9 protein-coding genes are annotated in these 12858 nt (G+C 68.7%); 1 reads left to right on the top strand and 8 read right to left on the bottom strand.

What is annotated here, in order from left to right; translation table 11 throughout:
- Window positions 1–10 precede the first annotated feature (10 nt).
- Window positions 11–544 carry a DUF4190 domain-containing protein gene (locus ADBZ9K_RS02760; RefSeq protein WP_526618358.1) on the top strand — a complete coding sequence of 178 codons (534 nt, stop codon included), beginning with the start codon at window positions 11–13 and terminating at the stop codon, window positions 542–544.
- Here ADBZ9K_RS02760 and ADBZ9K_RS02755 read toward each other — a convergent pair.
- From ADBZ9K_RS02755 to ADBZ9K_RS02720, 8 genes are all read right to left on the bottom strand, one after another.
- Window positions 522–1946, bottom strand: a complete 1425-nt coding sequence (locus ADBZ9K_RS02755) for a phosphatidylglycerol lysyltransferase domain-containing protein (RefSeq protein WP_526618356.1) — start codon at window positions 1944–1946, stop codon at window positions 522–524. The two genes, ADBZ9K_RS02760 and ADBZ9K_RS02755, sit on opposite strands and share 23 nt — an antisense overlap.
- 21 nt (window positions 1947–1967) lie before the next feature.
- The gene (locus tag ADBZ9K_RS02750; protein ID WP_526618355.1) at window positions 1968–2834 is read right to left on the bottom strand and encodes an acyl-CoA thioesterase; all 867 of its coding nucleotides are present in this window, start codon (window positions 2832–2834) and stop codon (window positions 1968–1970) included.
- A gap of 14 nt (window positions 2835–2848) precedes the next feature.
- Window positions 2849–4267: a pyruvate kinase gene (gene pyk, locus ADBZ9K_RS02745; RefSeq protein WP_526618353.1), complete on the bottom strand. Its 1419-nt coding sequence runs from the start codon at window positions 4265–4267 to the stop codon at window positions 2849–2851.
- 68 nt (window positions 4268–4335) lie between these two features.
- Entirely contained in the window at window positions 4336–5835 is a 1500-nt protein-coding gene (gene gltD / locus ADBZ9K_RS02740; RefSeq protein WP_526618352.1) for a glutamate synthase small subunit, read from the bottom strand.
- Window positions 5828–10381 (bottom strand): glutamate synthase large subunit, encoded by a 4554-nt coding sequence (gene gltB, locus ADBZ9K_RS02735; RefSeq protein WP_526618351.1) that lies wholly within the window; start codon window positions 10379–10381, stop codon window positions 5828–5830. Before gltB ends, gltD begins: the two co-directional genes overlap by 8 nt.
- A 173-nt stretch (window positions 10382–10554) precedes the next feature.
- A complete protein-coding gene (locus ADBZ9K_RS02730; RefSeq protein ID WP_526618350.1) occupies window positions 10555–10941 on the bottom strand; it encodes a DUF2752 domain-containing protein in 387 nt (128 codons plus the stop codon).
- Entirely contained in the window at window positions 10931–11338 is a 408-nt protein-coding gene (locus ADBZ9K_RS02725; protein WP_526618349.1) for an NINE protein, read from the bottom strand. The genes ADBZ9K_RS02730 and ADBZ9K_RS02725 overlap by 11 nt, the downstream gene beginning before the upstream one ends.
- A 29-nt stretch (window positions 11339–11367) precedes the next feature.
- Window positions 11368–12819 (bottom strand): HNH endonuclease signature motif containing protein, encoded by a 1452-nt coding sequence (locus ADBZ9K_RS02720; protein ID WP_526618348.1) that lies wholly within the window; start codon window positions 12817–12819, stop codon window positions 11368–11370.
- Between the last annotated feature and the right edge of the window lie 39 nt (window positions 12820–12858).

Raw genomic sequence — 12858 nt, 5'->3', positions numbered from 1 at the left:
CGTGCACGTCATGACTGAGCCCCCAGAGCAGGCACCTCAGCAGCCCACCCCTCCCCAACCCCAGGCGCCCTACCCCTACCCGTACCCCACGGGCGCCTACCCCGGCGGCTATCCGCCGCCACCGCCGCAACCCTATGGCGGCTACGGCTATGCGCCGCCGTCCGCGCCGCGCAATGGCCTTGGCGTCACCGCCCTGGTGATCGCCGTCGTCGCACTGCTGTCATCGTTCTCGGTGGTCGGCGGCATCGTGCTGGGCATCGCGGCCGTAGTGATTGGCTTCGCCGGGCGTAGCCGGGTCAAGCGAGGTGAGGCCAACAACGGTGGCGTTGCCCTGGCTGGGGTCATTCTCGGCTTCGTGGCCATGATCGTCGGGCTTGCCTTCATCGCGGTCTGGGTCGGCGTGTTCAAGGAAGTGGGCGCCGGTGACTACATCGACTGCCTGCAGAAGGCCGGCCAGAATCAGTCCGAGATCCAGCAGTGCGCCGACCGGTTCAAGCAGTCCGTCGAGAACCGGTTCAGCGTCACCCTGACGCCGACGCCGTAAGTTCGGGCAGCTGCCGTTTGCGCGGCAGGAACTCCAGCGACAACAGGACGACCAACAACGGAAGCACCTGCGCCAACGGCAGCAGCACATAGCGGCGGTCGCCGAGGGCATGGAACTTGCGCAGGTATCGATACAGCGACTCCAGCGCGATCAGTGAATCCCCCAGGTGGATCACCTCGTAGAAGAAGCTGCGAACCAGGCCGCGATTCTTGTCGTTGAAGATCTCCGGGAATGCGGCGAAGGCCAGCGAGAGACGTTGCGCGCCAACCTCTCTCATCGCATGGATCATGTCGACGGAGAGCCGTTCATCGATCCCGTTCGGGGCGCCGCGGCGCCGCCAGGGGACGTCGAGGGTGATATCGCTGCCACCACCGGCCACCGCGTAGCGATGGAAGCCCTGGAGGCGACCGGCCCTGTCCCGGGCCAGGATCAGCAAGATCCCGGGGTACCGGCCGGTCAGCGTGCCGTCGAGGATCATCGAGAAGCCCCGCTCGGTGCGCGACCCCTTCGCCGAAGACAACAACACGTCGGTCAGCTCGGCGAGGCGCTCGTCGTCGAGTTCCTGTTCGGCGACGACCTCGGTGGTGATGCCGAAGTTACGGGTCCGCTGCACCGCCTGGCGCAGGTTGCGGAACCTCCTGCCCACCATGTCGAACGCCGGCACGTCGATCACCACGTCACGGCCGATCGGAACCGGTCGTAGCGTCTGCCCGATCACCTCCGGATCCCGCCACAGTCCCAGCCGACGCTGGCTGCACCCCAGGACGACCACCCGCCACCCGCGGGTGTGGCACATCGCGACGAAGTCGCCGACCACGTCGTCGAATCGACTGTCGTCGCCGATCGGGTCTCCGCTGACCACGGCGTACCCCAGCCGGGTGCGGTAGGCGATGGCCGCGGCGCCGTCGGCGGTGAAAAAGTAACTCTTCAACATCTGCATCGCGAACGGCGCCACCGGATCGCCACTCGTCACCTTCACCAGCTCCCACACCTGGGGCAGCAGCCCTGGCTGCGGCCGCGCCGTCGTCGGCCACATCAAGGCCAGACCCGAGGAGGCGATCAGGATGTTGCCAGCCGCGTCGAAGGCCAGGATGTGGGCGGCGAGACCGGCCAGCACGGCCCCGCCGGCGGCGATCGCGTGCGCGGCGGTGACGGGCCGGCCCAGGAAGATGCCCCGCGAGATCAACGCCACGGCGCCCAGGACTGTCAGCGACCAGGCCAGCCGGCCATCAGCCTCCCAGTTCGCGTGGTGGTGTGAACGGGCCACCAGCACGGTCAGCCAGCTGGCCGCAATGAGCAGGGCCAGTGCGCCCACCCAGCGCGCAGCCAGGCTGTCGACGTGCATCACGACCCGTTCCCGCGCCCGCACGTGGTAGGCCACCTCGACCGGCCGTTCGGTCATGGGAAAACCCTACGCCCGACCTCAGCCGTTGCCCGGGAAGTGCTTGACGATTCCTTCCTGCACCACGGTGGCCACCACGCGGCCGGCCGGGTCGAAGAAGTGGCCGGTGCCCAGCCCACGCGACTCGGCGGCGACCGGGGAGCTGGTCGAATAGAGCACCCAGTCGGCGAAGTCGACCTGCCGGTGAAACCACACCGAGTGATTGACGGTGACCGCGAAGATCCGGTCCCACCCCCAGGACAGCCCGTGGGTGGTGATGATCGAGTCCAGCACGGTGGTGTCCGAGGAGTAGATCATCGCCGCGGTGTGCAGTGTCGGGTCGGCCGGCATCGGCCCGTCGGCGGTGAGCCACACCCGGTTGTGCGCCAGCCGGCCGCCCTTGTCGCGCATCACCCAGGCCGGGTCGTTTGTGTAGCGCCACTGGATCGGCCGCAGCGCATTCACGAACCCGGGCACCACATCCTCGTAGCCGGTGAGCAGCTCGTCGATGGTCGGTAGGGCCTCCGGGCCGGGCAGTTCGGGCATCGCGATGTTGTGCTCGAGGCCCTTGCCGGCGGACAGGTAGGACACCAGCGCGGTGGCCAGCAGCTTGCCGTCCTGTATCGCGTCGACGCGGCGGTTGGCGAAGCGCCGCTCGTCGCGCAGCCGCACCACATGGAACTCGATGTCGGCGGTCGGGTCACCGCCGGCGATGAAGTGCACCGACAGCGCGCTGGGCGGCAGGTCGTGCACCAGGGTGCGGGTCGCCGCGACGTAGGCCTGCGCCATCAGCTGGCCGCCGAAGGTGCGGACCGGGTTCTTGCGGGGATGGGCGCCGGCGAACAGGTCGTCGCCGATCGGGGAAAGGTCGAGAATGGCCAGCAGGTCGTCGAGATCCGCTTTGGCCACGTGCCGTCTCTCCCTTAGTGGTCGTCCTCGCCGATTCGGTGGACGTGAATCAGGTTCGTCGAGCCTACTGTGCCCGGCGGCGCGCCCGCGACGATGACCACCAGGTCGCCCCGCTTGTAGCGGCCCAGCTCCAGCAGCGAGTGGTCGACCTGTCGGATCATGTCGTCGGTCTGCTTCATGTGCGGAACGATGAACGTCTCGGTTCCCCAGGTCAGCGCGAGCTGGCTGCGCACCTCGGGCAGCGCCGTGAACGCCAGCAGCGGCAGCGGGGTATGCAGCCGGGCCAGCCGCTTCACGGTGTCGCCGGACTGGGTGAAGGCCACCAGCGCCTTGGCGTCGAGCCGCTCGCCGATGTCGCGGGCGGCGTAGGAGATGACGCCGCGCTTGGTGCGGGGCACGTGCGTCAGCGGCGGCGCGGCCGTCGAATTCTCCTCGACCGCGGAGATGATTCGGGCCATCGTGCGCACCGCCTCCAGCGGGAACTTGCCCACCGAGGTCTCCCCCGACAGCATCACCGCGTCGGCCCCGTCGAGCACGGCGTTGGCGACGTCGGATGCCTCAGCCCGGGTCGGCCGGGAATTCTCGATCATCGACTCGAGCATCTGGGTCGCCACGATCACCGGCTTGGCGTTCTCCCGGGCCATCTGGATGGCCCGCTTCTGCACCAGCGGCACCTCCTCGAGCGGCAGCTCCACGCCCAGGTCACCGCGGGCCACCATCACGGCATCGAAGGCCAGCACGATCGCCTCGAGGTTGTCGATCGCCTCCGGCTTCTCCAGCTTGGCGATCACCGGGACCCGCCGCCCGACCCGGTCCATCACCTCGTGGACCAGTTCGGCATCGGCCGGCGAACGGACGAAGGACAGCGCCACCAGGTCGACGCCGAGACGCAGCGCAAACTCCAGGTCCTCGATGTCCTTCTCCGACAGCGCCGGCACCGAGACGTTCATGCCCGGCAGGGACAGACCCTTGTTGTTGCTGACCGGGCCGCCCTCGGTGACGGTGCACACCACGTCGTCGCCATCGATGTGCTCGACGATCAGGGCGACCTTGCCGTCGTCGACCAGCAGCCGGTCGCCGGGCTGGGCGTCCTTGGCCAGGTGCTTGTAGGTGGTCGACACCCGGTCATGGGTGCCTACGCACTCCTCGACGGTAATGCGCACCGTCTCGCCGTTGGCCCAGTAGGTGGGCCCCTCGGCGAAGCGGCCCAACCGGATCTTCGGGCCCTGCAGATCGGCCAGGATGCCGACGGCCCGACCGGTGGAATCCGACGCCTTGCGCACCCGCACATACGCGGCTTCGTGGTCGACGTAGTCGCCATGGCTGAAGTTCAGGCGGGCGACATCCATGCCGGCGTCGACCAGAGCTTTGACCGATTCATCGGTGCTGGTGGCCGGGCCGAGGGTACAGACAATCTTGCCGCGTCTAGTCACGACGCCTCAGCATAGTCGCGGTTCATGGGCATCTCGACCGATACAGATGGGGGTGGGTCGCTGTTCACTCAGACGACGGCCAACGGCAATTGGTTCGGCCGTACCGGTTCGGGTAGATCCGAATCACCCATCAGGAACGCGTCGACCGCATGCGCGGCGGCTCGGCCTTCGGCGATCGCCCAGACCACCAGCGACGCCCCGCGGTGGGCGTCGCCGCAGACGAACACGCCGGGCGCGTCGGTCTGCCAGTCCGATCCACAACTGATGACACCCCGCGGGCTCAGGGTGATGCCGAGATCGTCGAGCAGCGCCATGTGCTCGACACCCTCGAAGCCGATCGCCAACAAGGCCAGGTCGCAGGGAAGCTCCAGCGATTCGCCGACCGGGGTGATGACGCGGCGCCCGTCGACCCGCTCCACCTTTACCTCCGCGATCACCATGGCGCGCAGGTTGCCGTCGTCGTCGCCGACGAAACGTTGCACAGCCACCTGGTAGTGCACGGTGCCGCCCTCGGCGTGCGCCGGTGATGGCCGCAGCACCAGTGGCCACGTCGGCCACGGGGAGACCTCGTCGTTGCGGACATCGGGCGGCTGCGGGTTGTAGTCGAGCTGGGTGACCGAGGCCGCGCCCTGCCGGTGCGCGGTGCCCAGACAGTCCGCGCCGGTGTCGCCGCCGCCGATGATCACCACGTGCTTGCCGGCGGCGGAGATGGGCGAGGCGCCGTCACCCTCGCACTCGCGGTTGGCCGGGACCAGGTGCTCCATCGCCAGGTGCACACCGTTGAGATGGCGGCCCTCGACCTCGCTGTCCCGCCCGCGCAGCGCGCCGACGGCCAGCACCACGGCATCGAACCGGCTGCGCAGCTCGTCCACCGAGACGTCCACCCCGACCTCGCAGTCGGTGACGAAACGTGTTCCCTCGGCCCGCATCTGGGCCAGCCGTTGATTGAGGGTGGCCTTCTCCAGTTTGTACTCGGGGATGCCGTAGCGCAGCAGGCCGCCGAGGCGGTCGTCGCGCTCGTAGACCGTGACATGGTGTCCCGCGCGGGTCAGCTGTTGGGCGGCGGCCAGTCCCGCGGGCCCGGAGCCGACGACGGCGACGCTCTTGCCGGTGCCGATGGCGGCCGGTTGCGCCTCGACGATGCCCAGCCGCCAGGCCTGATCGGCGATGGTGTTCTCGATGCGTTTGATAGTCACACTGCCACCGGTCTGATCCTCGGCGATCGACAGCACACAGGCAGCTTCACACGGTGCCGGGCACAGCCGGCCGGTGAACTCCGGGAAGTTGTTGGTGGCGTGCAGGCGTTCACTGGCGGCGTCCCAACGCCCACGGCGCACCAGGTCGTTCCATTCCGGGATCAGGTTGCCCAGCGGACAACCCGCAGTTCCGGAGTGGCAGAACGGGATTCCGCAGTCCATGCAACGCCGGGCCTGCTGCGAGACCTCGTTCGCCCGTTGCTGCGGCTGCTGGCGCTCGTACACCTCGCGCCAGTCGCCGATGCGCTCGTCGACCGCCCGCTTGCTCGCCTCGATTTTGGGGACCTTCAGGAATCCGGTCGGGTCAGCCACGGGTTGCCTCCATGATCGCGGTGTCGACGTCGCGCCCCTCCGCCTTGGCCATCCGGGTGGCCTCCAGCACCCGCTGGTAGTCGGTGGGCATGATCTTGGTGAATTGGGCGCTGCGCCGCGGCCAGTCGGAGAGCACCGACTTGGCAAGCGTGCTGCCGGTGACGTGAGCGTGCCGAGCGACGACCTCGTGCAGCCATGTCAGGTCGTCGGGCTCCAGCTTCTGCAGCTCGACCATCGCGGTGTTCACCATCGCCGGGTTCAGGCCCAGCACGTAGGCGATGCCGCCGGACATGCCCGCGGCCATGTTGCGCCCGGTGCGGCCCAACACCACCACCCGGCCACCGGTCATGTACTCGCAGGCGTGGTCGCCGACCCCCTCGGCCACCGCCAGGGCGCCGGAGTTGCGGGCGGCGAACCGTTCCCCGGCCCGGCCGCGCAGATACACCTCACCGGAGGTGGCCCCGTAGAGCAGGGTGTTGCCGGCGATCACGTTGTCCTCGGGCAGGAACAGGACGTCGTCGGGCGGGCGGACGTACACCCGGCCACCGGAAAGGCCTTTGCCCACATAGTCGTTGGCGTCACCGATGAGTTCAAGGGTGATACCCGGGGGCAGGAACGCCCCCAGCGACTGGCCGGCCGAGCCGGTCAGCGTGATGTGGATGGTGTCGTCGGGCAGCCCTTGGGCGCCGTAGCGGCGGGTGACCTCCGAACCCAGGAGGGTGCCGACGGTTCGGTTGACGTTGCGCACCGGCAGTTCCAGCCGCACCGGGTGCGCGTCCTCCAAGGCACCCTCCGCCAGCGCGATCAAGGTCTGGTCCAGCGCCTGGTCCAGACCGTGGTCCTGGTCGCGCAGCCGCCGGCGCTGGGTCAGCGGCTCGCCGTGGGCGTCGGTGGGCACGGTGAAGACCGGGCTCAGGTCCAGCCCTTTGCTCTTCCAGTGCGCCACGCCGTCGTCGGTGTCGAGCATCTCGGCGTGGCCGACCGCCTCGTCGATACTGCGGAAGCCCAGCTCGGCCAGCATGGTGCGAACGTCCTCGGCGATGAACCGGAAGAAGTTCTCGACGAACTCCGGCTTGCCGTTGAACCGCGCACGCAGTTCCGGGTTCTGGGTGGCCACCCCGACCGGGCAGGTATCCAGATGGCAGACCCGCATCATGATGCAGCCGGCGACCACCAGCGGGGCGGTGGAGAAGCCGAACTCCTCGGCGCCGAGCAGGGCGGCGACCATCACGTCGCGCGCAGTGCGCAGGCCGCCGTCGCACTGCACCGTGATGCGGTCGCGAAGTCCGTTGAGCATCAACGTCTGCTGGGTGTCGGCCAGGCCGATCTCCCAGGGCGCGCCGGCGTGTTTGAGGCTGGTCAGCGGCGCCGCGCCGGTGCCGCCGTCATACCCCGAGATCAGCACGACATCGGCGTGCGCCTTGGACACCCCGGCCGCCACCGTTCCGACGCCGACCGAGCTGACCAGCTTGACGTGGATGCGCGCTTGGGAGTTGGCGTTCTTGAGGTCGTGGATCAGCTGCGCGAGATCCTCGATGGAGTAGATGTCGTGGTGCGGGGGCGGCGAGATCAGCCCGACCCCGGGTGTGGAGTGCCGGGTCTTGGCGATGTTGGGATACACCTTGAAACCGGGCAGCTGCCCACCCTCACCGGGCTTGGCGCCCTGGGCCATCTTGATCTGGATGTCGGTCGCGTTGACCAGGTAGTCACTGGTCACCCCGAACCGGCCGGAGGCGACCTGCTTCACCGCGCTGCGCCGGCGCGGGTCATAGAGCCGATCGGCATCCTCGCCACCCTCGCCGCTGTTGGACCGGCCGCCGAGGTTGTTCATCGCGATCGCCATGGTCTCGTGGGCCTCTTGGGAGATCGACCCGTAGCTCATCGCGCCAGTGTTGAATCGGGCGCAGATCGCGTCGACGGACTCGACCTCGTGCAGCGGGACCGGCGGGCGCAGGCCCTTCCGGAAGGTGAACAGGCCGCGCAGAGCGCCGCCCTCCCGGGCCAGCCGGTTGACCTCATCGGAGTACTTGGCGAACACGTCGTTGCGTCCGGTGCGCGTCGAATGCTGCAGCAGGAAAACGGTTTCCGGGGTGAACAGGTGCAGTTCACCCTCCCGCCGGAACTGGTACTCGCCGCCGACCTCGAGCCGACGGTGCACCCGCTCGGTGGGGTTCTCCGGGTAGGCCCGGCGGTGGCGCTGCTTGACCTCCTCGGCCAGCACGTCCAGGCCGACGCCGCCGAGCTGGCTCACGGTTCCGGTCAGGTATTCGTCGACGACGTCCTTGCTCAGCCCGATCGCCTCGAAAGCCTGTGCCGCCGTGTAGGACCCGACGGTGGAGATGCCCATCTTGCTCATCACCTTCATGACGCCCTTGCCCAGCGCCTTGAGGTAGTTGCGCACCGCCGTTCCGGCCTCGATACCGGTGAGCTCCCCCTCCCGGATCAGGTCCTCGATCGACTCGAAGGCCAGGTACGGGTTGACCGCGGCAGCGCCGTAGCCGATCAGCAGCGCGATGTGGTGCACCTCGCGGGCATCGCCGCTTTCCACCACCAGCGCCACCATGGTGCGCTGCTTGGTCCGCACCAGGTGGTGGTGCACCGCGGAGACCGCCAGCAACGACGGGATGGGCGCCTTGGTGTGATCGGAGTCGCGATCCGAGATCACCAGTGTGCGAGCGCCTTTGGCGATCGCCTCGGAGGCGCGGTGACGCAGCTCCTCGATGGCGTCGGCCAGCCCCTCCCCGCCGCGTTCCACGTCGTAGAGCGCCCGCAGGACCGCAGTCTTGAGGCCGGGCTGCTCACCGTCGTCGTTGATGTGGACGATCCGGTTCAGCTCGTCGTTATCCAGAACGGGCCAATGCAGCAGGATCTGGCGACACGACGCGGCGGTGGGCTCCAGCAGATTCTGCTCCGGGCCCATGACGCGTGCCATCGACGTGACGATCTCCTCGCGGATGGCGTCCAGCGGCGGGTTGGTGACCTGGGCGAACAACTCGACGAAGTAGTCGTAGAGCAGCTTGGAGCGTTGCGAGAGCACGGCCACCGGGGTGTCGGTGCCCATCGAGCCCAGCGGCTCCTGACCGGAGGCGGCCATCGGCGTGAGCAGGATGCGCAGGTCCTCTTCGGTGTAGCCGAAGGCGATCTGACGGCGGACCACCGATTCGTGGTTCGGCGCGACCCGGATGCGTGCGGGCAGGGTCGTGATGTCGAGCAGTCCGGCGTGCAGCCATTCGCCGTAGGGAACCCCAGCGGCGAGCTGATCCTTGATCTCGTCGTCGGACACGATGCGCCCCGCGGCGGTGTCGATCAGGAACATCTTGCCCGGTTCCAGGCGGCCCTTGGCGACGACTTCGCCCGGCGGGATGTCCAGCACACCGCTCTCGCTAGCCAGGATCACCCGGTCGTCGATCGTGCGCCACCACCGGCCCGGACGTAATCCGTTGCGGTCCAACACCGCTCCCACGACGGTACCGTCGGTGAAGGTCACACACGCCGGCCCGTCCCAGGGTTCCATGACCGACGCGTGGTACTGGCAGAAGGCCCGGCGGGCCGGATCCAGCGTCGCGTTGTTCTCCCAGGCCTCCGGGATCATCATCATCACCGCGTGCGGCAGGCTGCGACCGCCAAGGTGCAGCAGCTCGAGCACCTGGTCGAACGATGCCGAGTCGGAGGCGCCCGGGGTGCAGATCGGCGAGAGCCGGCTCAGGTCGCCGGGGATCTTCGAGCTGGCCAGCATGGCTTCGCGGGCGTGCATCCGGTTGCGGTTGCCGCGCACGGTGTTGATCTCGCCGTTGTGGGCCACAAAGCGGAACGGGTGCGCCAGCGGCCAGGACGGGAAGGTGTTGGTGGAGAAGCGGCTGTGCACGATCGCGATCGCACTCATGCAGCGCTCGTCGCGCAGGTCGGCGAAGTATTTGGGCAGCTGCATCGTGGTGAGCATGCCCTTGTAGGCAATCGTGCGGCTGGACAGCGACGGGAAGTACACCTCGCCCTGCTCGGCGCGCTTGCGCAGCGGGTAGACCAGGCGGTCCAGGTCGATTCCACTGGGGCGGTTGCCGTTTCGTTCGAGTGCGGTCACGAAGAGCATCGACATATAGGGCATACAACCCAGCGCGGTCGCGCCGACCTCGGCGCCGTCGGGATCGACCGGCACCGGCCGCCAGCCCAGCACCTCCAGGCCCTCGTCTACCGCGACGCGCTCGACCCACTCGATCGCCGACCGCCGGGCCACCGGGTCCTGGGGCATGAAGCAGATGCCGGCGGCGAAGGCGTTCGCGTCGCCAACCGATGCGGGCAGCTCGAAATCGACGACGGCGCGCAGCAGTTCGACCGGCAGCTGCAGCAGGATCCCGGCACCATCGCCGCTGTTGGGCTCGGCGCCGGCGGCACCGCGGTGCTCGAGGTGCTCCAGGGCGATGAGGCCGTCGGCGACGATCTGGTGCGACCGTCGGCCCTGAATGTCGGCCACCATTGCCACGCCACACGAGTCGGACTCGTGCTGGGGGTCGTAGAGGCCCTGGGCTTCGGGAAGTGCTGAGAACAGCATTCCACGCTCCTCCGCGGTCGGTCATGCGGCGGGAAAGCTGCCTGCGCGCGACGCGCTGGAGAGGTGTGGCCCTGCCGCAGTCTGACGGGTGATGTCTGGGACTGCGCCGGCCCGATGATTCGGCACGAACATCCGTCGCGCCGAACTCCGAGTGTATCAGCGCAGGCGGGCGCCTACTGTCCGAGAAGTGTGGGGACCAGCGGGAAGCCGGGCAGATTGCGGACCACTGTCCAGCCGACGGCGGCGACCGCAATCACGACGATGGCGGGCAGCGTCCATGCCTGCTCGCCGCGTTTGATCCGCCAGATCACCCAGAACGCCAGCAGCGGCAGGCCGACCAATAGGAAGACGTTGTCGACGACGGCGGCAGCCACGTCACCGTGCAGTAGGTCGTGGGTCATTCGGAGGCCGCCGCAGGCTGGACAGTTCCAGCCGGTGAGCAGCTTGAACGGGCAGGGCGGGAACAGCGAGCCGGGTCGGTGCGGGTCGGCCAATCCGATGTAAGCGAGGGCGCCGAGCGTCAGCGCACCCGTGCCTAGAGCAGCGGCACTACGTTCCATCACGCAACGGACGGCCCGCGGGGTCACGCACCTTGTCGGTCAGGATCAGCACCGCATCGACGATGCCCCAGATGACCGCGCCGATGCCGCACGTGACGAGGCCGACGAGCAGCTGCGCGACGCCCAGGCCGGTGTAGCCCAGATAGATACGGCCGATGCCGACGATCCCGAACAGGCCGAGGAGCTGCAGCAAGCCGGCGACGACCTTGGACTTGTCGGAGAAGGGTTCGCCGGTCAGCGGATGGCGGCCGAACGGGGCCGCCGGGTCCAGGTAGGCGCCGGGCGCGGGGTACTGCGGTGGGAGCGGGTACTGGCCGGGCGGCGGGTAGCTGGGCGGGGGCGGGTAGTTGGGCGGCGGCGTGCTGCCTTCGGTGCCTCCGAACTGCGGCTCGGTCATGTGCACAGCATGCCAGAGCCGGCCGCAACCTAGAAGGGCGGCGCGTCGTCGGAACGCGGCGGGCCCGACCCCGACCGGGTCGTTGCCGCCGGAATGCGTTGCGCTCGGTTGTGCGCGCGCTCGGCGGCAATGCGGTGTGCTCGGTTATGTGCTCGGGTGGTCGAACGTTTGGGCATCATGGCCGACCGGTCGGCGTGGTCTTGGGATGAATCCACCACCGCCGTCGGCGCCGCGCCGGTCGGTCTGGCCAGGGTGGGAAACAGCCAGGCGCTACCGGGTGTCGTGACATAGGTGTGCCGATTCGGAAGTGTCCAGATGACGGTGCCGTCGGCGAGCTGCTGGTCCTTCCAGCCCCAGAACGTCTTCAGGATGTGGTGTTCGCGGCAGAGACATTTCAGGTTGGAGGCCCGCGTCGGCCCGTTCGGCCACGGGACGGTGTGGTCGATATCGCAGCCGGTCGCGGGCCGGTCGCAGCCGGGAGCACGGCAGGTGAGATCGCGAGCCCGAACAAAGTCGGCCAGCGCGCGGGAGGGACGGTAACCGGGCTCGGCCGGTGTGTCGGCGGGGAAGGTCAACGGGCGCTTCCGGGCCGTGGCCGCCAGTTGGGCCAGCAGTTCCGGCGCGATCAGTGCACCCGTGTCCAGCAGATACGCCGGCTCGTTGGCCGTGCCATCGAGGGTCGCCTGGCCGGCAACGACGTGGATGACCACCGAGGGGGCCGGCGACTCCGCCGCCGGGCATTCGGCGTGACCGCAGCGGCAGGCCAATCGATCCGCGCCGGTGGCCAGTGCGCCCAGGGCATCGGCCCGGCGCTCGTTGACCGTGCGCGGGTCCGCCTCGCACACCGACTTCGCCATCGCGTGCAGCCGCCTGTCCAGGGCCGCCGCATCGGTGGCGAAGAGCCTGCCGGACACATCGGCACAGCCCTCGGTTGAGGCCCAGACCGTCACCTCCCGGCCGCGGGCGCGCTCCTGCAGGCGGCCCACCGCGTCGGGGTCGTGCTTGCCCACGATGCGGTCGATCTCGGTGGCCAGCCGGCCTCGCGTCATTGACGGCCAACGCGGGACGCGGGCGGCGAGGTCGGCATCGACCGCGGCAGCGGCGCCGGAATCGGAGGTGAGGTGCGTCCGGAAGACGATGGCCTGAAAGACCTGGTAGTCGATGTCACCGGCGGCGAAGACGGCAGAGACCTTGGGCAGCCGACGCATGGCCAGCGCGTAGTTCATGTAGCTGCCGGCCTTCGCCAGGCTGACCCGCAGCGCGGCGGCCACCTCAGCACCCACCGCCGCCCAGGTATCAACCGCCCAGTCTTCTCGTTCGCCCCGTTCGTTTCGGCGTAGCTCGAAGAGTTCGGCGATCGCGCTTAGCCGCCGGGCGGCGGCGCGGTTCTCTTCCCGCGAAGCGGATGCGAGCTGGTCGATCAGATCCCGCGACTGCGCCGTATCGGACGGCTCAAAGTAGTCGCACAGATCATCGAACATGTGTTCGAGTATGCCATTGGCCTACGACATTTCTGCGCG

The organism is Mycobacterium sp. (assembly GCF_965229265.1).
Classification (GTDB): domain Bacteria; phylum Actinomycetota; class Actinomycetes; order Mycobacteriales; family Mycobacteriaceae; genus Mycobacterium.
Note: the sequence above shows the minus strand (reverse complement) of the source record. Positions and strands in the feature narration are given on the sequence as shown.

Excerpts from the sequence above, each read along its gene's own strand:
- ADBZ9K_RS02760 (WP_526618358.1), top strand. The coding sequence starts at position 11 with ATGACTGAGCCCCCAGAGCAGGCACCTCAGCAGCCCACCCCTCCCCAA.
- ADBZ9K_RS02755 (WP_526618356.1), bottom strand. The coding sequence starts at position 1,946 with ATGACCGAACGGCCGGTCGAGGTGGCCTACCACGTGCGGGCGCGGGAA.
- gltB (WP_526618351.1), bottom strand. The coding sequence starts at position 10,381 with ATGCTGTTCTCAGCACTTCCCGAAGCCCAGGGCCTCTACGACCCCCAG.
- ADBZ9K_RS02730 (WP_526618350.1), bottom strand. The coding sequence starts at position 10,941 with ATGGAACGTAGTGCCGCTGCTCTAGGCACGGGTGCGCTGACGCTCGGC.
- ADBZ9K_RS02725 (WP_526618349.1), bottom strand. The coding sequence starts at position 11,338 with ATGACCGAGCCGCAGTTCGGAGGCACCGAAGGCAGCACGCCGCCGCCC.
- ADBZ9K_RS02720 (WP_526618348.1), bottom strand. The coding sequence starts at position 12,819 with ATGTTCGATGATCTGTGCGACTACTTTGAGCCGTCCGATACGGCGCAG.